Origin of the sequence: Kitasatospora sp. NPDC057904 (assembly GCF_042887925.1) — a bacterium.
Lineage (GTDB): Bacteria > Actinomycetota > Actinomycetes > Streptomycetales > Streptomycetaceae > Kitasatospora.
Window position 1 is genome coordinate 108,113 of the sequence record NZ_JBHVOL010000019.1, and the last position, 20,562, is coordinate 128,674.

The window sequence follows — 20,562 nt, forward strand, 5'->3', positions numbered from 1 at the left end:
TGGCCGGGGTGTCCCGGACCCCGTGCCCTTCCTCATTCCCGGTTTGCACTGATCGGAAGCGGCTGAACGGGGGCTTACCGGCGGATGGCGGCCGAGGGGTGCGGGCCGTGGGGTGCCCGGGTCGGCGCGGGGCGCCCGCGCGGCCCGGGGGGCGGGCGCCGGCCGGCCCGCGCCGCCGTGTCCGGTCCCGGGGCTCCTCGTTGTTCCGGATATCGGAACGACACGGCTGGAGGCCCCCGGAATGCGGCGCCGAGGACGGGTTTGGGCGCGGCGGGCGGTGGCGGCGGCCTGGTGCCTGGCCGCGCTCACGGGCTGCGGCAGCGGCGGCGCCCCGGCCGCGCCCGCCAACGACGGGGCCCCGCCCGGGGTGCACACCCCGCCCCCGCCGCCGTCCCGGGCGGTGCTCGCCGCCCTCCCCGCCGACGGCGCCCAGGACGTGCCGCCGGACGGGCCGGTGCGGGTGACGGTCGCGCAGGGCAGGCTGGTCTCCGTCCGGCTCGCCGACAGCAGGGGCACCGAGGTCCCCGGCACCGTCGCCCCGGACGGCGCGGCGTGGACGCCGGACGGCCCGCTGCCGCTCGGCACCGCGTACACCCTGGACGCCGTCGCCGAGGACGGGCAGGGCCAGAAGGCGGCCCAGCACTCGGCGTTCTCGACCGTCGCCCGCGCGCACACCTTCGTCGCCTTCTTCACCCCCGAGGACGGCTCCACGGTGGGTGTCGGGATGCCCGTCTCGCTGCGCTTCAGCCGTCCGGTCACCGACCGGGCGGCGGTGGAGCGGGCGGTGCGGGTGAGCGCGGACCCGCCCGTCCCGGTGGCCGCGCACTGGTTCGGCGGCCAGCGGCTGGACTTCCGCCCGCAGCGGTACTGGGCGGCCGGGACGAAGGTCACGGTGGAGCTGCGGCTGAAGGACGTGCAGGGCGCGCCGGGGGAGTTCGGCACCCAGACCAAGGACCTGCGCTTCACGGTCGGCCGGGCCCAGGTGTCCACGGTGGACCTCGACGCGCACACCCTGACCGTCCGCTCCGGCCAGGGCGGCAAGGTGCTGCGGGTGCTGAAGGTGTCCGGTGGCAGCCCCGACCACTCCACCTACCGGGGGGTGCTGGTGGTGTCGGAGAAGTACCGGGAGACCCGGATGAACTCGCAGACCGTCGGCATGGGCGACGAGTACGACATCAAGGACGTCCCGCACGCGATGCGGCTGACCGCCTCCGGCACCTTCATCCACGGCAACTACTGGGCGGATCCCGGGGTGTTCGGCACCGCGAACACCAGCCACGGCTGCATCGGCCTCGCCGACACCAAGGGCGGGACGGGCAAGGACACCCCGGCCGGCTGGCTGTTCGAGCACACCATCCCGGGGGACGTGCTGGAGGTGAAGGCCTCCGCCGGGGACGTCGTGCCGCCGCAGAACGGGCTCAACGACTGGAACGTGCCGTGGGCCCAGTGGGTGGCCGGCAGCGCGCTGCCGCCGTCCCACTAGCGCCGGGAGCCTTCACGACTGCTTCACCCACCTCCCCCCGGAGTTCACCCGGACGGCCCGGTTATCCTGCTCCGACGTGCCGGGACCCGGCGCGAAAGATCGGCGCCCGGTGCAACTTTCGGGGGCACTCGCCGCGTCAAGTGAGTGAATACCGGGAGGGGAGAAACCGTGAAGACGGGTACGACGGCCGGCGCCGCGATACGCAGGGGTGCGGTGGCACTGGCCATGGGCGGGGTGCTGCTGCTCACCGCGGCCTGCAACGACGACAACGGGGGCGGCGACAAGGCGTCGGGGGGCAGCACGACGGCGGCCGACGGCGCCGCGGCCCCGGCGGCCTCGCAGGCCGCACCGAAGACCTCGGCCGCGGTGCTGGCCGTGGCACCGAAGGACGGCGCCCAGGACGTCGCGCCGAGCAACGGGCTGCAGGTGGGCGTGTCCAACGGCAAGCTCACGTCGGTCGAGGTGACCGACAAGGACGGCAAGCCGGTCGAGGGCGCGATCACCCCGGACGGCACCGGCTGGAAGCCCGCGGCGGCGCTCGCCGTCGGCATGGCGTACAAGGTGAACGCGCAGGCCAAGGACGCCGACGGCCTGGTGGCCGCGTCCACGACGACGTTCACGACGCTGACGCCGGAGAAGAAGGTCTCCACCAACGACAACATCAGCGACGGCGCCACCTACGGCGTCGGCATGATCGTCTCGGTGAACTTCACGAAGGACGTCAAGAACAAGGACGCCGTCGTCAAGGGCATCACCTTCGAGAGCAGCAACGGCACCGAGGTGAAGGGCCACTGGTTCGGCGACCGCCGGGTGGACTTCCGTCCGGCGGAGTACTGGAAGCCGGGCACCAAGGTCACCATCAAGTACCGGTTGAAGAACGTCGAGGTGTCGCCCGGTGTCTACGGCGACGTGGACAAGGACGAGCCCTTCACCATCGGGCGCTCGATGGTCTCCACCGCGGACGCCAAGACGCACCAGATGACCGTCGAGCGGGACGGCAAGAGCACCACCGTGCCGGTCACGCTGGGCGCGGACGCGACGCCGTCCTGGGGCGGCACCATGGTGATCATGTCCAAGGAGAAGGTCACCCGGATGAACTCGCAGACCGTCGGTCTCGGCGGCGAGTACGACATCCAGGACGTGCCGCACGCGATGCGGCTGACCACGTCCGGCACGTTCGTGCACGGGAACTACTGGGCCAAGAACAACCCGTTCGGGAACCTGAACGGCAGCCACGGCTGCGTCGCGATGTCGGACGTGCAGGGCGGCAGCGACTCCTCGGTCGCCGGCAGGTTCTACAACGACTCGATGGTCGGCGACGTCGTCAAGGTAGTGAACACCAAGGAGAAGACCGTCTCGCCCTCCAACGGGCTGGGCGGCTGGAACGTCGCCTGGGCGAACTGGTAGGACTTACCCGGCAATAGGCCCGGGTAGTCCCGTATCGTCACTGCTTTTCCGTCGAGCGGCCCGATCCTCACCCGTTGGGGTCGGGCCGCCGGCGTTTTCCGAGCGCGAAGCCCCTCGAATGGCGCAACCTTTCCGGTGGCCAGCGCGTGTATTGGTCGGGCCCGCTGGGTCCGAACGGGGTGTTTGAGGGAGGGATCGACGTGAAGTCGATACGCAGGGTGATGGCCGTCGGTCTGGTCGGCGGAATGATGGTCCTGACGGCGGCGTGCAACAACAACGACGGCGGCGGGAGCGCGGCCAAGGCCGACCTCGGGGGCGGCGCGGCCTCCGCGGCTCCCTCGGCGGCCGGCACGAGCGCGGCGCCGAAGACGTCGCAGGCCGTGGTGTCCATCGAGCCGAAGACCGGCTCGGTCGACGTCGCGCCGGACGCGCTGAAGGTCGGCGCGACGGGCGGCAAGCTCACCACCGTGAAGGTGAGCGACAAGAGCGGCAAGGAGATACCCGGCACGATCGCCGCCGACGGCTCCAGCTGGACCCCGTCCGCCGGGCTCGCGGTCGGCACCTCCTACCAGGTGAGCGCGATGGCCGCGGACGCCAACGGCGCCGTGGCGCAGGCCGACAGCAGCTTCACCACGCTGACCCCGACGGCGCTGGCCAAGGCCGCCGACAACGTCGACAACAACGCGACGTACGGCGTCGGCATGATCGTCTCGGTGAACTTCAGCAAGGACGTCAAGAACAAGGACGCGGTCCTCAAGGGCATCACCTTCGAGAGCAGCAACGGCACCGAGGTGAAGGGCCACTGGTTCGGCGACCGCCGGCTGGACTTCCGCCCCGCCGAGTACTGGAAGTCCGGTACCAAGGTGACGGTGCACTACCACCTGGGCAGCGTCGAGATCGCCCCCGGCGTCTACGGCAGCGACCGCGACGAGCCCTTCACCATCGGGCGCTCGCAGGTGTCCACCGTCGACGCCAAGACCCACAGGATGACGGTCGTGCGGGACGGCCAGTCCTCCGACATCGACATCACCTCCGGCTCGGACGCGCACCCGACCTGGAACGGCACCATGGTCATCGAGTCCAAGGAGGGCGTGGTGCGGATGCAGTCCAGCACCCTGCCCGGGATGACCGGCGCGCCGTACGACCTCCAGGTGCCGCACTCGATGCGCCTCACCGACTCGGGCACCTACATCCACGGCAACTACTGGTCGGACGCCTTCGGCGAGGACAACGTCAGCCACGGCTGCGTCGGCCTCAAGGACGTCAAGGGCGGCGGCGACTCCACCTCGATGGGCAAGTTCTACGACGGCTCGATCGTCGGCGACGTCGTGATCGTGAAGAACTCCAGCAAGAGCGAGACGCTCGACCCGTCGAACGGTCTGAGCGGCTGGAGCCTGCCCTGGGCCTCCTGGTAGCCACCGGGCACCACGCGTTCCCCGCGACCCGGGACCGGCCTCGTGCCGGTCCCGGGTCGTCGTTTTGCCGCCCGCCCGTCGCCCCCTCTTGCACGGGGCATATGCCGAATCGGTCGTGATCGTTTGCTCATTGTCCGTACGCGGCTGCTTGCGTTCCGCAATGATGGGTCGCATGGCGGGTTGGGGCGAAACAGATCAGTCATCAGTTCCGGGAGCCGGAATGGTCGCGGAGGCGTCCTGGATCGACGTCCCGGGCGCGCTGTCGGCGCTGGAGCGGCTCAGCTCCGGGGAACTGGAGGAGATGTACTTCGGCAGGCTGTGCGACCAGTCCGCGCCGGGCGAGGTGCGGCTGCCGTCCCGGGCGGAGTCCGCTCAGGTGGCCCGCCGGCTGGTGCTCTCCGTCCTGGAGTCCTGGGACCTCCACCAGCACCTGGAGGCGGGGGAGTTACTCACCAGCGAGCTCGTCTCCAACGCCGTTCGGCACGCCGCCGGCCGCACGATCGGGCTCCAGGTGATCCGCAAGCCGGGCTGGCTGCGGGTCGAAGTCCGGGACTCCTCAAGGGCGTTGCCCTGCGTGATCCTCGCCGAGCCGCTGCCCGTCACCGAGCGGGGGCGCGGCCTGAAGGTGGTCGACGACCTCGCCGACCGGTGGGGTGCGGACCTGCTGCCGCGGGGCAAGGGCGTCTGGTTCGAGCTGAAGATCCGCGAGCGCCATTGACGCGGCAGGGTCCGGAAAACACGCAGGGCCCCCTGGAATCGCCGTGGTCCGGCGGATGGGGGCCCGTGCAGGTCATCGCGCCGGCCAAGGGGGTGCGTGCCGCGCGATGGGCGTCGACTGTGCCAGGTCGGGCCAGTCGAAGTCCGATGTGTCGACTATGGCACGGATCTCAGCATGTGGGCAAACCGGGCAGCTTGGATTGAAAGGTTTGTAACCTACTTCACCTTGGGAATTTGCATAGGTTAACGATGTTGCCTGTGAATATTCATAAATGATCGCCCCCGAGGGGCCGCCCGACCGGTGTCGCCATCCCTGTGTGGGTGGGGGCGGCCGTTAACGCTTTCGGGCGAGCGTGCACCATGCGCCGTTGACGTAGCATCGGGGGCGTGAACCCGTACTGGCGCGTCGCGCTGCCACCGCTCCGCGCCTGAGCGGGCGCGCGCAGGTGATCTGACCCGCAGCCCCGGCCGGCCCCTGCCGCCGGGGGTCCGTCGCGTGCGCCCGTTTTCGAAACCAGTCCCAAGACGGTCTTCGACGACGGAAGTTCACCACTGTGCCGAACCGCACCCGTACCCGCACGCCCTCCCGCCCCGCCACCCCGGCGGCTCCCACCGCCCCCGGCCGCCTGCGCGGTCCGCTGCCGATCCTGGCCGCCGCCGTGCTCTGGGGCACCACCGGGACGGCGAGCTCCCTCGCGCCCGCCGGTGCGCCCCCGGCGGTCCTCGGGGCCGCCGCGCTCGTCCTCGGCGGGCTCCTCCTGTTCCTCTCCAGCCGCGACGCCCGCGCCCTGCCCGGGGCGTGCACCCGCGGCGAGCGCCGGCTGCTCGCCCTCGGCGCCGTCGCGGTGGTGGGTTACCCGCTCACGTTCTACCCGGCCGTGACGCGCACCGGCGTCGCCGTCTCCACCGTGATCGCGCTCGGCAGCGCCCCCGTGTTCACCGGCCTCCTCGGCTGGATCGCCGGGCGGCAGCTACCGGGCACCCGGTGGGCCGTCGCCACCGCCGCCGCCGTCCTCGGCTGCGCGGTGCTCGTCCTCGGGCCCGGACTCACCGGCGCCGGCGCGCCCGTGGACCTCCTCGGCGTCCTGCTGGCCGCCCTCTCCGGGCTCTCGTACGCCGCGTACTCGCTCATCGGGGGCGCGCTGATCGCGCGCGGGCACGCGTCGGGCGGGGTGATGGGCGCGATGTTCGGCGCGGCCGCGGTGCTCGTGCTGCCCGTCCTGGTGTGCGGCGGCGGGCCCTGGCTCGTCTCGCTCCGGGGGGCGGCCGTCGTGCTCCACCTGGCCGTGATCACGACCTTCCTCGCGTACCGCCTCTTCGGCCACGGCCTGCGCCGCACCACGGCCCAGACCGCCACGACGCTCACCCTCGCCGAGCCCGCCGTCGCCGCCCTCCTCGGCGTCGCGGTGCTCGGCGAACGGCTGCCGGCCGTCTCGTGGTCGGGCCTCGGCATCCTGGCCGCCGGGCTGGCCTTCCTCGCCTTCGGGTGATCTTGGCGGGTCGTCGGCGCGGCCCCGGGCGGTCGGCGGGCCACTTCGGTATCTCTTGCCGGGACCGGGAGTTGGTGGACGAAGCGTTCGTCCTTCGTCCGCCGACTCCGTGACGACCGGAAGGATTTGCCGACCATGAAGCTCGTACGACGGATCGCCGCCGCGGCCACCGGCCTCACCCTCGCGCTGGGTGGTGTCGTCGCCCTCGCGCCGGCCGCGAGCGCGACCCCGCAGGGCTGCTTCTACTACGTCCTGGAGAACAAGCCGGACGCCGACGCCCAGATCGCGGAGGACGCCTGCCTGATCGGCGCGGCCGGGGGACAGGCTGCCTTCCAGAGCTGTTACCACCTCCTGCGGGAGGACTACGTCCCGGCCGTCATCGCCGGCAACGCCTGCCGCCGCGCCGCGCAGGAATAGCGGCAGGCGGGCCGGCCGCCGCAACACAACGGGCCCCCGGACGGTCACGCCGTCCGGGGGCCCGCCGTCACGCCGGGGCGATCAGCACTCGATGACGTTCACGGCGAGGCCGCCGCGGGAGGTCTCCTTGTACTTGATCTTCATGTCGGCGCCGGTCTCCTTCATCGTCTTGATCGCCTTGTCGAGCGAGACGTGGTGCCGGCCGTCGCCGCGCAGGGCCATGCGGGCGGCGGTGACGGCCTTGACGGACGCCATGCCGTTGCGCTCGATGCACGGGATCTGGACCAGGCCGCCGACCGGGTCGCAGGTGAGGCCGAGGTTGTGCTCGATGCCGATCTCGGCGGCGTTCTCGACCTGCTCGGGGGAGCCGCCGAGGACCTCGGCGAGGCCGCCCGCGGCCATCGAGCAGGCGGAGCCGACCTCGCCCTGGCAGCCGACCTCGGCGCCGGAGATGGAGGCGTTCTCCTTGAACAGCATGCCGATCGCGCCGGCCGCGAGGAGGAAGCGGACGATGCCGTCGTCGTCGGCGCCCGGGATGAAGTTCAGGTAGTAGTGCAGGGTGGCGGGGATGATCCCGGCCGCACCGTTGGTCGGCGCGGTGACCACCCGGCGGCCGGAGGCGTTCTCCTCGTTGACCGCCATCGCGTAGAGCGTCACCCACTCCATCGCGTTGGCCGGGCCGATGCCCTCGGCGCGCAGCGCGCGGGCCGCGGCCGCCGCCCGGCGGCGCACCTTGAGGCCGCCCGGCAGGATGCCCTCGCGGGACATGCCGGCGCGGACGCACTCCTGCATGACCTGCCAGATCTCCAGCAGCCCGGTGCGGATCTCCTCCTCGCTGCGCCAGGCCTTCTCGTTCTCCAGCATCAGGCCGGAGATCGACAGCCCGGTCTCGCGGGTGAGGCGCAGCAGCTCCTCGCCGGTGCGGAAGGGGTACTTCAGCGCGGTGTCGTCCGGCTTGACCCGGTCGGCGCCGATCGCGTCCTCGTCGACGACGAAGCCGCCGCCGACCGAGTAGTAGGTCTTCTCCAGCAGCGTCGAGCCGTCGGCCGCGAACGCCCACAGGGTCATCCCGTTGGCGTGGTACGGCAGCGAGCGGCGCCGGTGCAGGATCAGCTGGGTGTCGGGATCGAAGTCGATCGGGTGCTCGCCGAGCAGGCTGAGCCGCTTCTCGGCGGTGATCCGCTCGACGTCCCGGTCGGCCTGGTCGACGTCGACCGTGCGCGGGGAGTTGTTCTCCAGGCCGAGCAGGACGGCCTTCGGGGTGCCGTGGCCGTGGCCGGTGGCGCCGAGCGAGCCGTACAGCTCGGCGCGGACGCTCACCACCCCGGGCAGCAGGCCTTCGGACCGCAACCGCCGGGCGAACATCCGGGCGGCGCGCATCGGGCCGACCGTGTGGGAGCTCGACGGGCCGATACCGATGGAGAAAAGGTCGAAGACACTGAGGGCCACGGGGGGACGTCCTTGTCTGGTCTCGTGGACGGACATTGCGTTGCTGTGCGTAGGCGCAGCATGAGGAGGGGCACCGCGCGTCTTTCCAGTGTGCGCGGTGCCCCGGAAACTCCCGTGGACGACCGGCGTGAGGCCGGTCACCCACCCCCGGCGATCAGAGGTTCGGGTAGAGCGGGTACTTCTCGGCCAGCGCGGTGACGCGGGCCTTCAGGCCGGCGGCGACGGTCTCGTCGAAGCCCGGCTTGAGGGCCTCGGCGATGATGTCGGCGACCTCGCGGAAGTCCTCGGCGCCGAAGCCGCGGGTGGCGAGGGCCGGGGTGCCGATGCGCAGGCCGGAGGTGACCATCGGCGGGCGCGGGTCGTTCGGGATCGCGTTGCGGTTGACCGTGATGCCGACCTCGTGGAGGCGGTCCTCGGCCTGCTGGCCGTCGAGCTGGCTGTTGCGCAGGTCGACCAGCACCAGGTGCACGTCGGTGCCGCCGGACAGCACGGAGGCGCCGGCCTCGGCGACGTCGGCCTGCAGCAGGCGCTCGGCGAGGATCCGGGCACCGTCCAGGGTGCGCTGCTGGCGCTCCTTGAACTCCTCGGACGCGGCGACCTTGAACGCGACGGCCTTGCCCGCGATCACGTGCTCCAGCGGACCGCCCTGCTGGCCGGGGAAGACCGCGGAGTTGATCTTCTTGGCCCACTCGGCCTTCGACAGGATGACGCCGCCGCGCGGGCCGCCCAGGGTCTTGTGGGTCGTGGTGGTGACGACGTCCGCGTACGGCACCGGGTTCGGGTGCAGGCCCGCGGCCACCAGGCCGGCGAAGTGCGCCATGTCCACCATGAGCAGGGCGCCGACCTCGTCGGCGATGCGGCGGAACTCGGCGAAGTCGAGCTGGCGCGGGTAGGCGGACCAGCCGGCGATGATCAGCTTCGGCTGGTGCTCCTTGGCGAGGCGCTCGACCTCGGCCATGTCGACCTGGCCGCTCTTCTCGTCGACGTGGTACGCGGCCACGTTGTAGAGCTTGCCGGAGAAGTTGATCTTCATGCCGTGGGTCAGGTGACCGCCGTGGGCCAGGCTCAGGCCCAGGATGGTGTCGCCCGGCTGGATCAGCGCGAACATCGCGGCGGCGTTGGCCTGCGCGCCCGAGTGCGGCTGGACGTTGGCGTGCTCGGCGCCGAACAGGGCCTTGACGCGGTCGATCGCGATCTGCTCGACGACGTCGACGTGCTCGCAGCCGCCGTAGTAGCGGCGGCCGGGGTAGCCCTCGGCGTACTTGTTGGTGAGCACCGAGCCCTGGGCCTCCATGACCGCCACCGGGGCGAAGTTCTCGGAGGCGATCATTTCCAGGGTGGTCTGCTGGCGGTGCAGCTCGGCGTCGACCGCGGCGGCGATCTCCGGGTCGAGCGAGTGCAGGGATTCGTTGAGAACCGTCATGGTGTGGTCTTCCCGGGGCGAAGGAGGAATCGGGACCGCCGCGCGAAGTGCGCCCTCGGAAGGGCGGCGGCGGGTGACGGGTGGGCGGTGAGGGGGGCGGGCCGCCGCGCTGCGGCCCGCCGTGCCAAGGGCCTGGTCAGCCGCCGATGAAGGCGGTGTACTCGTCGGCGCTGAGCAGCTCGTCGGTGGACTCCACCTTGACCTTGAACAGCCAGCCGCCCTCGAACGGGGCGCTGTTGACCAGGGCGTTGTCGTCCAGGACGTCCTGGTTGACCTCGACGACCTCGCCGGTCACCGGGGAGTACAGGTCGCTGACCGACTTGGTGGACTCCAGCTCGCCGCAGGTCTCGCCGGCGGTCACCTCGTCGCCGACCTCGGGCAGCTGCACGTAGACGATGTCACCGAGCGCGTCCGCGGCGTGCTTGGTGATGCCGACCGTCGAGACACCGTCCTCGGCGGCCGTCAGCCACTCGTGCTCCTTGGTGTACTGCAGGTGCTGGGGGTTGCTCATGGCGTCATTCTCCAGGATGGGAAGCGGGTACGACGAAGCGGGCCGCCGCGCGGACGGCTTCGTCGCGGATCAGTGGTGACCGAGGGCCCGGGAAGATCCTCAGCGGGCGCGCTTGTAGAACGGCAGGGCGACGACCTCGACCGGCTCGTGCTTGCCGCGCACGTCCACCGCGACGGCGGTGCCGGGGGCGGCGTGGGCCGCGTCGACGTAGGCGATCGCGATCGGCTTGCCCAGCGTCGGGGACGGCGCGCCCGAGGTGATCCGGCCGATCGGGGCGCCGTCGGCGGAGACCACCGTGTACTCGGCGCGCGGCACGCGCTTGCCCTCGGAGACCAGGCCCACCAGGACGCGCGGCGGGGTCGACTCCGCCTCGGCGGCGGCCTTCTCCAGGGCCTTGCGGCCGACGAAGGCGCCGTCGTTGGTGGTCTTGTCGAAGCGGACGACCCGGCCGAGGCCGGCGTCGAACGGGGTCAGGTCGGTGGAGAGCTCGTGCCCGTACAGCGGCATGCCCGCCTCCAGGCGCAGGGTGTCGCGGCAGGACAGGCCGCACGGCACCAGGCCGTGGCCCTCGCCGGCGGCGGTCAGCGCCTGCCAGACCGGCTCGGCGTCGGCCGGGGCGCAGAAGATCTCGAAGCCGTCCTCGCCGGTGTAGCCGGTGCGGGCGAGCAGCACGTCCCGGTCGGCCACCCGGGCCGGGAGGATCGCGTAGTACTTCAGGCCGGGCAGGTCGGCCTCGGTGGTCTTCGCGAGGATCGCGGTGGACTCCGGGCCCTGGACGGCGATCAGCGCGTAGGTGTCGCGGTCGTCGGTGACGACGGCGTCGAAGCCCTTGGCGCGGGCGATCAGCTCGTCCAGCACCAGCTGGGCGTTGGAGGCGTTGGCGACGACGAGGAAGGAGTCCTCGCGCAGGCGGTAGACGATCAGGTCGTCCAGGATGCCGCCGTCCTCGGCGCAGATCATGGTGTAGCGGGCGCGCAGCACGCCGAGGGCGGAGACGAAGCCGACCAGCGCGTGGTCCAGCATCTCGCCGGCCTGCGGGCCGGTCACGGTGATCTCGCCCATGTGGGACAGGTCGAACAGACCGGCCTTGGTGCGGACGGCGAGGTGCTCCTCGCGCTCGCTGCCGTAACGCAGCGGCATGTCCCAGCCGGCGAAGTCGGTCATGGTCGCGCCGAGGGCGCGGTGCAGCGCGTCGAGCGCGGTGAGGCGGAGGGACGACATGGCCTGGGAACTCCTCGGTCTGGGCACTCAGGGGTGCACGCGCCGGACCGGACCCGCTCGGGGACCGACTCCTGCGCGCGGGCATGCGGCGGCGTGGGTCTCCCCATCTGTCGTCGAACCTGAGAGCTTCACCGCGCAGCGGCCCGTCGCTGTTTCCAGCTTTCCGGACAGGATGGCGGCTTGCACCGTGGGTGGGCGCACGACAGGCCGTGCGCCGCTTTCCAGATGTGCCTAACCCGTGCGGTAGGGGGGCCTGAGAGATTCCGGGGAGGACTTGCTCCTTCGGCGCCGGCCGTGCCACCAGACGGGGCACTCCGGACTCTCCCGCGCGGGTTCGAGCGGCCGGTATGGAGTTAGTGGGGCCGACTGCGCACGACGCCGTCGGACGCGCACATCATGGCACGTCCGCGGCACCGATGGGAGGGGGGACCCGGTCACACCCCACAGGGGACCCGGCCACACGCCACACAAGGGAACACGCACCCTAGACTGCTGCGCGTCGGCAGCAGTGGGCGGCCGACCGGCAGAGGGCGGTACAGGGGCGCATGGGGTACCCGGTGGAGCAGCAGCAGGGGTGGGGCGGCCCGGACACGCCGCCACCGGGCGGGGCCTGGCCGGCCAACGAGCTGGAGCAGGTGCTCACCGCCGCGCTGGGCGATCCGGGCGCGACGCCGCGGGTGGTCGAGGTGCTGGCCCGCAGCCAGGTGTGGATCCCGCTGCCCGCCGGCGGCGACCCGCAGGGGCAGTCGCTGGACCTGCCGACGATCGAGCTGGGCGGCGAGCCGTACGTCCCGGTCTTCTCCTCGCAGGAGGTGTTCCTCCAGCAGGCGCCGGGGATGGCGTTCGCGGTCGCCCCGGCCTGGGAGTTCGCCCGCGGGCTGCCGTTGGGCGTCGGGATCGCCGTCAACCCCGAGGCCGCGGTGGGCATCCCGGTGCCGCCGCAGGGCGTCGCCGAGCTGCGCCGCGGTCCGCGCGAGGACCGCTGGGAGGACCCCTCGGCGCCGACCGGTGGCCGGGTCGCGCTGCGCGAGCCCGTGCCGGGGGAGGACCCGGAGCACTTCCTGGCCGTCTGCCGGGCCGAACTCGCCGCCCTGCCGGGAGTGTTGACCGCGCGCCGCGCGCTCGCGAGCATCGAGGGCGAGCCGACCGTGATGTTCATCGGCGTGCAGCTGGACCCGGCCGCCCCGGCCGACCCGGCGGCGGTGAACGAGGCGCTCGGCCGCGCGCTGGGAACCGCGCCGCTGCCCGGCGGCGTCCACCTCGTGCTGCTCGACCTCGCCGACGATCCGGTGGTCGAGTGGCTGCTCACCCGGGTGCTGCCGTTCTACGCGCGGGTGTGACGGGGTTCGTTCGTAGGCACGTCGCCGTGGCGTCGGCCGGTGCCGCGCCATAGGGTGCGTGCAGACGGCCGACGGGCCGGCGGCAGGTGAGGAAAGAGGCGCGGCGAGGTGGGCGCATGAGTGCGGGAGCGGTGTCCGGTGGTGCACCGGGGCCCTGGGGCCAGGCACCGGCCGGACGCCCCGGCGCGGATCCGGGCGTGCTGGAGCGCGCGCTGCGCGAGGTCGCGCCGGAGCGCTACGAGGCGTACGAGCAACTGCTCCGCGCCCTGGCCGAGGGCCAGGTCTGGATGCTGCTGTGGCACGGCACCCCGGGCAGCCCGGACGCCCAGTACGGGAACATGGAGATCAGCGGCCACGGCTACGCGCCGGCCGTCACCTCCCCCGAGCAGCTGGCGGCCTCCGGCTGGGCGCGCGCCCACGAGGTCGTCTCCGGGCGCGAGATCGCCGCGTCGCTGTACCGCACCCGCTGGGGCCTGTGGCTGAACCCGCACGCCCCGGGCGGCGGGGTCGGCGTGCCGTGGGCGGACCTGCGGCGGATCGCGGGGGGCCTGGACCGGCTGCCGGCCGGGCCGCTGAGGCTCAGCGAGCCGCAGGTGAACGCCCAGCAGTTCTTCGCGCTGCTGGAGCACCAGGCGCGCGAGGTGCGGGCCGTCCGGGCGCTGCGCCGGGCCTGGGTGCAGCCGGCCGTGGGCGAACCGTACCTGGCCATCGGCCTGGACCTGTACGACGGCTCCCCGCCGGCCGTGGAGGCGGTGCGCGCGCTGATGCAGCGGGCGATCGCGCTGGCCCCGGAGGGGCTGGCGGTGTCCACGGTGGCGATGGCGGACGAGTACGACCCGGTGGCGTTGTGGATGCGGGCCAAGGCGCGGCCGTTCTACGACCGCGAGGCGGCCGGGCTCGCCCGGCCGACCGGTGCCTACCCGCCGGTGCCGCCGCCGGGCCACCAGGCGCCGCCGTACTACCCGCAGCAGACCGGGCCGGGCTGGCACGGGCAGCCGCAGCCGCAGCCGCAGCCGCAGCCGCCCCAGCGGCCGTGGCCCGGATACCCGGGGCGCTGAACCGCTAAACCCGCCAAAACCCATTTCCAGAAGCCGACTTGACTTTGCGTCAGGTCGGCTTCGGCGTTTTCCGGACGACTTCGCGGCTGCGGGTGTCAGGCATCTTGACACGGTTATCACGACCGTGTGAAGAGGGATATGCCGATGATCGTGGAGGTGCATGCACGCAGATCACAGTTGGGCATCTGTCGCTTGGCAGGGCTGGCGCAAGCCAGTTCGGATGGCAGAGAGTTCTGCGCAACGCACCGCGCGAACTCGGAACCCCACAAAGGTCAACGCGCACGCCGACCGCTCCAGCCACGCGACGCCCATCCCGCGTGGTGGCAGTGCACCGTGCACGACGCACTGCCGCACTGCCGCGAAACCCCGCTCCTTAGCACCTCCGCACGTCCGCATAGCCGCACCGCCGAAGCCGGCGACCGGCACCCGTGGGCCGGCCACCGTCGGCGAGGGGACCTACTGACATGACCACATCCGTCACCACCGCCGGGAACGATCCGGAGGCACCCGCCCCCGCGAGCCCGGCCCAGAAGATCGAGGGCCGCTCCCTCGGCCAGATCGCCTGGACCCGTTTCAAACGGGACAAACTGGCCGTCGCCGGCGGCATCGTCGTGATCCTGCTGATCCTGCTCGCCGTGCTGGCCAAGCCGATCGAGGGACTGTTCGGCCTCGACCCGGACGCCTTCAACCAGGACCTGCTGGACGCCAACCTCGGCGGTCTGCCGCTCGGGGACTGGGGCGGCATGAGCTGGGACCACCCGCTGGGCGTCGACCCCCTCACCGGCCGCGACCTGCTCGCCCGTGTCATCGAGGGCTCCTGGGTCTCCCTGCTGGTCGCCTTCGGCGCGACGCTGCTGTCCAACACGATCGGCACCGTGCTCGGCGTCATGGCCGGCTACTACGGCGGCTGGGTGGACACGCTGATCAGCCGGATCATGGACGTCTTCCTCGCGTTCCCGCTGCTGCTCTTCGCGATCGCGATCTCGACCTCGCTGCAGGGCGGCGCGTTCGGCCTGCACGGCCTCCCGCTGCACCTCCTGGTGCTGATCTTCGTGATCGGCTTCTTCAACTGGCCCTACATGGGCCGGATCGTGCGCGGACAGACCCTCTCGCTGCGCGAGCGGGAGTTCGTGCACGCGGCCCGCAGCCTCGGCGCCCGCGGCCCGTTCATCCTGTTCAAGGAACTGCTGCCCAACCTGGTCGGTCCGATCCTGGTCTACTCGACCCTGCTGATCCCGACCAACATCCTCTTCGAGGCGGGCCTCAGCTTCCTCGGCGTCGGCATCCAGCCCCCGCAGGCCTCCTGGGGCGGCATGCTCAACGACGCGATCAAGTACTACCAGGTGGACCCCCAGTTCATGGTGGTCCCCGGTCTGGCGATCTTCCTCACCGTGCTCGCCTTCAACCTGCTCGGCGACGGGCTGCGTGACGCCCTCGATCCCAAGAGCAACTGACCCTGCGTCAGGAACCTTCACCGTTTCCACATCCTCAAGGGGTTGATCTCACCCATGCGTAGGTCCCGTACCGTCGCGCTGACCGCGGTGGCAGCTGCCGCAGTCCTCGTCGTGACCGGATGCACGTCCAGCAAGACCACAGGTGGCTCCTCCAGCAGCGCGGCCGGCGGCGGCGCCGACGCCGCCACGAAGGGGGTCGTCAACGCCTCGGACAAGAAGGGCGGGACGGTCACCTACGAGATGAAGGGCACCCCGGACTCCTTCGACCCGGGCAACACCTACTACGCCTACATCTACAACTTCTCGCGCCTGTACGGGCGTCCGCTGACCACCTTCGCCCCGGGCCCCGGCGCGCAGGGCAACAAGCTCGTCCCGGACCTCGCGGCCGGCCTCGGCCAGCCCAGCGCCGACGGCCTGACCTGGACGTACAAGCTGCGTCCCGGCCTGAAGTACGACGACGGCTCCGCGATCACCTCGAAGGACGTCAAGTACGCCGTCGAGCGCTCCAACTTCGCGCCGGACGTGAACTCCAACGGCCCGACCTACTTCCACGACCTGCTGGTCGACAACGCCACGCCTTACCAGGGTCCGTACAAGGACAAGGAAGGCGGCCTGAACTCGATCGAGACCCCGGACGACCTGACCATCGTCTTCCACCTGAAGCAGCCGTTCGCGGACTTCGACTACCTGGTCAGCGCCCCGCAGACGGTCCCGGTCCCGCAGGCCAAGGACGACGGCGCCGGCTACGTCAAGCACGTGGTCTCCTCGGGCACCTACAAGTTCGCGTCCTACGACGACGGCAAGCAGCTCTCCCTGGTGCCGAACACCAACTGGGACCCGAGCACCGACCCGATCCGCAAGCAGCTCGCGGACAAGATCGTGGTCAAGATGGGCATGGACCAGGCCACCATCGACAAGGACCTGATCGCCGGCAACGCGCAGGTCGACCTGGTGGGCCTGGGCGTCGACCCGCAGACCCAGGCGCAGATCCTGCAGAACCCGAAGCTCAAGGCCAGCAGCGACAGCTCCTACGGCGGCCGCCTGATCTACACCGCGATCAACACCAAGGTCGCGCCGTTCGACAACGTCGAGTGCCGCAAGGCCGTCCAGTACGCGATCGACAAGCTCTCGGTGCAGACCGTCGAGGGCGGCCCGATCCGCGGCGCGATCGCCAGCACCGTGCTCCCGCCGGACATCCCGGGCCACCAGGACTTCAACACCTGGGCGACCCCGGACAACAAGGGTGACGAGGGCAAGGCCAAGGACGCCCTCAAGGCCTGCGGCAAGCCGGACGGCTTCAGCACCGTGATCTCCGCCCGCACCGAGCGCGACCCCGAGATCCAGGCGGCGACCGCGATCCAGGCCGCGCTGAAGAAGGTCGGCATCAACGTCGAGATCCAGAAGTACCCGCAGGGCAAGTACTTCTCGGACAACGCCGGTTCCCCGCAGTTCACCCAGGACCACAACATCGGCCTGATGATGATGCAGTGGGGCGCCGACTGGCCGACCGGCTACGGCTTCCTGCAGCAGATCGCCGACGGCCGCGCCATCAAGGCCTCCGGCAACAGCAACCTGGCCCAGCTGAACGACCCCGCGATCAACAAGCTGCTGGACGACGCGATCGCCAACACCGACCAGGCGGCCCGCGAGAAGATCTACGGCGACATCGACAAGAAGATCATGGACCAGGCGGTCTACGTCCCGCTGATGTACGCCAAGGTCTTCCTGTACCGCCCGGACAACGCCACCAACCTGGTCTCCACGTCGGCCTTCTCGGGCCAGTACGACTACCTGAACATCGGCACCACCAAGTAAAGAGCCTGGCTCCGCATCCCTGAAGGCAGGTGAAGGCAGCGGCGCCCGCCACCGTCCGGCAGACCCCGGACGGTGGCGGGCCGCCGGAGCCGCCCAACTGTGTTTGCCTACATCATCCGCAGGACATTCGCGGCCGTCGTACTGCTGCTGGTGGTCAGCGCGGTCACCTTCGCGATCTTCTTCCTGCTCCCGCGCATCGCCGGCGAGACCGCCGACCAGCTGGCCGCCCAGTACGTCGGGAAGAACCCGTCGCCGGAGGCGATCGCGGCCGTCAAGAGTAACCTCGGGTTCGACCAGCCGCTGTACACCCAGTACTGGAACTTCCTGAAGGGCCTGGTCGGCGGCGCCGAGTACAAGTTCGGCCCGGACCCGGTCACCTGCCACGTACCGTGCTTCGGCTACTCCTTCAAGAACCACCTCGAAGTCTGGCCCGAGCTCACCAAGCGCATCCCGATCACGCTCTCGCTGGCCATCGGCGCGGCCGTGCTCTGGATGGTCTCCGGTGTCACCACCGGCGTCATCTCCGCCCTCAAGCCGCGCTCGGTCTTCGACCGCATCGCCATGGGCATCTCGCTCGCCGGCGTCTCGCTGCCGGTCTTCTTCACCGGCGCGCTGCTGCTCACGGTCTTCAGCTACGAGTGGCCGATCCTGGACAACCTCCAGTACGTCGACTTCACCGACGACCCGATCATGTGGGCCCGCAACCTGATCCTCCCGTGGATCTCGCTGGCCTTCCTCTACTCGGCCCTCTACGCCCGGCTCACCCGCGCCGGGATGCTGGAGACGATGAGCGAGGACTACATCCGCACCGCCCGGGCCAAGGGCCTGGTCGAGCGCAAGGTCGTCACCCGGCACGGGCTGCGCGCCGCGCTCACCCCCGTCGTCACCATCTTCGGCATGGACCTCGGCCTGCTCCTCGGCGGTGCGCTCATCACCGAACAGGTCTTCTCGCTGCAGGGCGTCGGCGCCTTCGCCGTCCAGGCGATCTCCGACAACGACCTGCCGAAGATCCTCGGCGTCACCCTGCTCGCCGCCTTCTTCATCGTCGTCTGCAACCTCGTGGTCGACCTCCTGTACGCCCTCGTCGACCCCCGGGTGAGGCTCTCGTGACCGAGCTCCAGAAGACCACGGCGCCCGCCGCGCAGACCCCGGCCGGCGACCCGTTCCTCTCCGTCCGCGACCTGCGGATCCACTTCGACACCGACGACGGCCTGGTCCGCTCGGTGGACGGGGTCAGCTTCGACCTGCACAAGGGCCGCACCCTCGGCATCGTCGGCGAGTCCGGCTCCGGCAAGTCCGTCACCTCGCTCGGCATCATGGGCCTGCACCGCTCCAAGCGGGCCCGGATCAGCGGCGAGATCCGGCTGAACGGCGAGGAACTGGTCTCGGCCGGCCCGGAACGGGTGCGCCAGCTGCGCGGCCGCGAGATGGCGATGATCTTCCAGGACCCGCTGACCGCGATGCACCCCTACTACACGGTCGGGGCGCAGATCGTCGAGGCCTACCGGGTGCACCACCCGGACGCGTCCAAGCGGGCGGCCCGCGCCCGCGCGATCGAGATGCTCGACCGCGTCGGCATCCCGCAGCCCGACCGCCGCGTGGACGACTACCCGCACCAGTTCTCCGGCGGCATGCGCCAGCGCGCGATGATCGCCATGGCCCTGGTCAACGACCCCTCCCTGCTGATCGCCGACGAGCCCACCACCGCCCTGGACGTCACCGTCCAGGCGCAGATCCTGGACCTCATCCGCGACCTCCAGGAGGAGTTCGGCTCCGCCGTCATCATCATCACCCACGACCTCGGGGTGGTCGCCGAGCTCGCCGACGACATCCTCGTCATGTACGGCGGCAAGTGCATCGAGCGCGGCCCCGCCGAGACCCTCTTCGACGCGCCCGAACACCCCTACACCTGGGGCCTGCTGGGCTCCATGCCGCGCCTCGACCGGGAGCTCCAGGACCGGCTCGTCCCGGTCAAGGGCACGCCGCCCAGCCTGATCAACGTGCCCGGCGGCTGTGCCTTCCACCCGCGCTGCCCGTACGCCGGGCAGACCGGCGGGCGCTCCACGAGCGAGGTCCCGGTGCTGGCCGAGGCCGCGCCCGGGCACCACGCGGCCTGCCACCTCGCGGCCGCCGAGCGGCACCGCATCTTCGCCGAAGAGATCGCGCCCCGGCTGTGAGCCCGGCCTCGTACCACCTTTCTGGAGAGAACCGATGACGGACACTCAGGCGGCCGCGCCCCAGGCACAGTTGAACGGGGCGTCGCCGGCGCCCGCCTCCGACCGCGAGCCGCTGCTGAAGGTGACCGGTCTGACCCGGCACTTCCCGATCCGCGGCGGGCTGCTGCGGCGCCAGACCGGCGCGGTGCGGGCCGTCGACGGCATCGACTTCACCGTCAACGCCGGCGAGACGCTGGGCGTCGTCGGCGAGTCCGGCTGCGGCAAGTCGACGATGGGCCGACTGGTCACCCGGCTCGACGAGCCGACCGCCGGCACGATCGAGTTCGAGGGCACCGACATCACCCACCTGGGCGTCGGCGCGATGCGGCCGCTGCGCCGCGACATCCAGATGATCTTCCAGGACCCGTACTCCTCGCTCAACCCGCGGCACACCGTCGGCACCATCGTCGGCGCACCGTTCAAGCTCCAGAACGCGGTGCCCGAGGGCGGGCTCAAGAAGGCCGTCCAGGAACTGCTGGAGCTGTGCGGGCTCAGCCCCGAGCACTACAACCGCTACCCGCACGAGTTCTCCGGCGGCCAGCGCCAGCGCATCGGCATCGCCCGGGCGCTCGCCCTGCGGCCCAAGATGATCGTCGCCGACGAGCCGGTCTCCGCGCTCGACGTCTCGATCCAGGCCCAGGTGGTCAACCTGCTGGACGACCTCCAGCGCGAGCTCGGCCTGACCTACCTGATCATCGCGCACGACCTCTCGGTGGTCCGGCACGTCTCGGACCGGGTCGCCGTGATGTACCTCGGCAAGGTCGTCGAGATCGCCGACCGGGACTCGCTCTACCGCAACCCGATGCACCCCTACACCACCGCGCTGATGTCCGCGGTGCCGGTGCCCGACCCGCGCCGCCGCCAGCGCGCCGGCCGCGAGCGCATCCTGCTGAAGGGCGACGTCCCCTCGCCGATCAACCCGCCCAGCGGCTGCCGCTTCCGCACCCGCTGCTGGAAGGCGCAGGAGATCTGTGCCACACAGGAGCCCCCGCTGGCCGTCATGCGGACCGGGCACCAAGTGGCGTGCCACTTCCCCGAGCAGAGCGAGGGGAACGACTAGCACGGCCCGGAGAACACCCGGACGGGCACCCTCGTGGACGCGACGGCCTGACGCACCGGGCGCCGGAGGACGTCGGAGGGGGAGGT

General features: G+C 71.3%; 17 protein-coding genes and 1 riboswitch. Of the genes, 13 read left to right on the forward strand and 4 right to left on the reverse strand.

Annotation, left to right across the window (positions count from 1 at the left end; genetic code table 11):
* Positions 1–241 precede the first annotated feature (241 nt).
* The 6 genes from ACFVSN_RS34770 to ACFVSN_RS34795 all read left to right on the forward strand — a co-directional run bounded on the left by ACFVSN_RS34770 (position 242) and on the right by ACFVSN_RS34795 (position 6,929).
* The gene (locus ACFVSN_RS34770; RefSeq protein WP_380441337.1) at positions 242–1,483 is read left to right on the forward strand and encodes an Ig-like domain-containing protein; all 1,242 of its coding nucleotides are present in this window, start codon (positions 242–244) and stop codon (positions 1,481–1,483) included.
* Between the two features lie 168 nt (positions 1,484–1,651).
* Positions 1,652–2,890: an Ig-like domain-containing protein gene (locus tag ACFVSN_RS34775; protein WP_380441339.1), complete on the forward strand. Its 1,239-nt coding sequence runs from the start codon at positions 1,652–1,654 to the stop codon at positions 2,888–2,890.
* Between the two features lie 200 nt (positions 2,891–3,090).
* Positions 3,091–4,305 (forward strand): Ig-like domain-containing protein, encoded by a 1,215-nt coding sequence (locus ACFVSN_RS34780; RefSeq protein ID WP_380441341.1) that lies wholly within the window; start codon positions 3,091–3,093, stop codon positions 4,303–4,305.
* Between the two features lie 160 nt (positions 4,306–4,465).
* Positions 4,466–5,023: an ATP-binding protein gene (locus tag ACFVSN_RS34785; protein ID WP_380441343.1), complete on the forward strand. Its 558-nt coding sequence runs from the start codon at positions 4,466–4,468 to the stop codon at positions 5,021–5,023.
* 553 nt (positions 5,024–5,576) lie between these two features.
* The gene (locus ACFVSN_RS34790; RefSeq protein WP_387957489.1) at positions 5,577–6,512 is read left to right on the forward strand and encodes a DMT family transporter; all 936 of its coding nucleotides are present in this window, start codon (positions 5,577–5,579) and stop codon (positions 6,510–6,512) included.
* Positions 6,513–6,647: 135 nt separating this feature from the next.
* Positions 6,648–6,929 carry a hypothetical protein gene (locus ACFVSN_RS34795; protein WP_387592072.1) on the forward strand — a complete coding sequence of 94 codons (282 nt, stop codon included), beginning with the start codon at positions 6,648–6,650 and terminating at the stop codon, positions 6,927–6,929.
* A gap of 81 nt (positions 6,930–7,010) precedes the next feature.
* Here ACFVSN_RS34795 and ACFVSN_RS34800 read toward each other — a convergent pair whose 3' ends face one another.
* The 4 genes from ACFVSN_RS34800 to gcvT form a co-directional block, all read right to left on the reverse strand.
* Complete coding sequence (locus tag ACFVSN_RS34800; protein ID WP_380441348.1) at positions 7,011–8,378, reverse strand: L-serine ammonia-lyase; 1,368 nt, start codon at positions 8,376–8,378, stop codon at positions 7,011–7,013.
* A gap of 154 nt (positions 8,379–8,532) precedes the next feature.
* Positions 8,533–9,801 (reverse strand): serine hydroxymethyltransferase, encoded by a 1,269-nt coding sequence (gene glyA, locus ACFVSN_RS34805; protein ID WP_380441350.1) that lies wholly within the window; start codon positions 9,799–9,801, stop codon positions 8,533–8,535.
* Positions 9,802–9,937: 136 nt separating this feature from the next.
* Positions 9,938–10,312 carry a glycine cleavage system protein GcvH gene (gene gcvH / locus ACFVSN_RS34810; RefSeq protein WP_359969324.1) on the reverse strand — a complete coding sequence of 125 codons (375 nt, stop codon included), beginning with the start codon at positions 10,310–10,312 and terminating at the stop codon, positions 9,938–9,940.
* Between the two features lie 99 nt (positions 10,313–10,411).
* A complete protein-coding gene (gene gcvT / locus ACFVSN_RS34815; RefSeq protein ID WP_380441352.1) occupies positions 10,412–11,533 on the reverse strand; it encodes a glycine cleavage system aminomethyltransferase GcvT in 1,122 nt (373 codons plus the stop codon).
* Between the two features lie 231 nt (positions 11,534–11,764).
* A riboswitch (glycine riboswitch) is annotated at positions 11,765–11,870 on the reverse strand.
* Between the two features lie 208 nt (positions 11,871–12,078).
* Here gcvT and ACFVSN_RS34820 point away from each other — a divergent pair.
* The 7 genes from ACFVSN_RS34820 to ACFVSN_RS34850 all read left to right on the forward strand — a co-directional run bounded on the left by ACFVSN_RS34820 (position 12,079) and on the right by ACFVSN_RS34850 (position 20,476).
* A complete protein-coding gene (locus ACFVSN_RS34820; protein WP_380441354.1) occupies positions 12,079–12,873 on the forward strand; it encodes an enhanced serine sensitivity protein SseB C-terminal domain-containing protein in 795 nt (264 codons plus the stop codon).
* Positions 12,874–12,989: 116 nt separating this feature from the next.
* Positions 12,990–13,931 (forward strand): enhanced serine sensitivity protein SseB C-terminal domain-containing protein, encoded by a 942-nt coding sequence (locus ACFVSN_RS34825; protein ID WP_387957493.1) that lies wholly within the window; start codon positions 12,990–12,992, stop codon positions 13,929–13,931.
* A gap of 464 nt (positions 13,932–14,395) precedes the next feature.
* Positions 14,396–15,385 carry an ABC transporter permease gene (locus tag ACFVSN_RS34830; protein WP_387957496.1) on the forward strand — a complete coding sequence of 330 codons (990 nt, stop codon included), beginning with the start codon at positions 14,396–14,398 and terminating at the stop codon, positions 15,383–15,385.
* A gap of 54 nt (positions 15,386–15,439) precedes the next feature.
* A complete protein-coding gene (locus ACFVSN_RS34835) occupies positions 15,440–17,200 on the forward strand; it encodes an ABC transporter substrate-binding protein (protein ID WP_380498046.1) in 1,761 nt (586 codons plus the stop codon).
* Between the two features lie 99 nt (positions 17,201–17,299).
* Complete coding sequence (locus ACFVSN_RS34840; protein ID WP_387957498.1) at positions 17,300–18,310, forward strand: ABC transporter permease; 1,011 nt, start codon at positions 17,300–17,302, stop codon at positions 18,308–18,310.
* Positions 18,307–19,377, forward strand: a complete 1,071-nt coding sequence (locus ACFVSN_RS34845; RefSeq protein ID WP_380441365.1) for an ABC transporter ATP-binding protein — start codon at positions 18,307–18,309, stop codon at positions 19,375–19,377. The genes ACFVSN_RS34840 and ACFVSN_RS34845 overlap by 4 nt, the downstream gene beginning before the upstream one ends.
* Before the next feature lie 34 nt (positions 19,378–19,411).
* Positions 19,412–20,476: an ABC transporter ATP-binding protein gene (locus ACFVSN_RS34850; RefSeq protein ID WP_380441367.1), complete on the forward strand. Its 1,065-nt coding sequence runs from the start codon at positions 19,412–19,414 to the stop codon at positions 20,474–20,476.
* Positions 20,477–20,562: the final 86 nt, after the last annotated feature.

Excerpts from the sequence above, each read along its gene's own strand:
- ACFVSN_RS34770 (WP_380441337.1), top strand. The coding sequence starts at position 242 with ATGCGGCGCCGAGGACGGGTTTGGGCGCGGCGGGCGGTGGCGGCGGCC.
- ACFVSN_RS34785 (WP_380441343.1), top strand. The coding sequence starts at position 4,466 with ATGATGGGTCGCATGGCGGGTTGGGGCGAAACAGATCAGTCATCAGTT.
- ACFVSN_RS34795 (WP_387592072.1), top strand. The coding sequence starts at position 6,648 with ATGAAGCTCGTACGACGGATCGCCGCCGCGGCCACCGGCCTCACCCTC.
- glyA (WP_380441350.1), bottom strand. The coding sequence starts at position 9,801 with ATGACGGTTCTCAACGAATCCCTGCACTCGCTCGACCCGGAGATCGCC.
- gcvH (WP_359969324.1), bottom strand. The coding sequence starts at position 10,312 with ATGAGCAACCCCCAGCACCTGCAGTACACCAAGGAGCACGAGTGGCTG.
- gcvT (WP_380441352.1), bottom strand. The coding sequence starts at position 11,533 with ATGTCGTCCCTCCGCCTCACCGCGCTCGACGCGCTGCACCGCGCCCTC.
- ACFVSN_RS34820 (WP_380441354.1), top strand. The coding sequence starts at position 12,079 with ATGGGGTACCCGGTGGAGCAGCAGCAGGGGTGGGGCGGCCCGGACACG.
- ACFVSN_RS34825 (WP_387957493.1), top strand. The coding sequence starts at position 12,990 with ATGAGTGCGGGAGCGGTGTCCGGTGGTGCACCGGGGCCCTGGGGCCAG.
- ACFVSN_RS34830 (WP_387957496.1), top strand. The coding sequence starts at position 14,396 with ATGACCACATCCGTCACCACCGCCGGGAACGATCCGGAGGCACCCGCC.
- ACFVSN_RS34835 (WP_380498046.1), top strand. The coding sequence starts at position 15,440 with ATGCGTAGGTCCCGTACCGTCGCGCTGACCGCGGTGGCAGCTGCCGCA.
- ACFVSN_RS34850 (WP_380441367.1), top strand. The coding sequence starts at position 19,412 with ATGACGGACACTCAGGCGGCCGCGCCCCAGGCACAGTTGAACGGGGCG.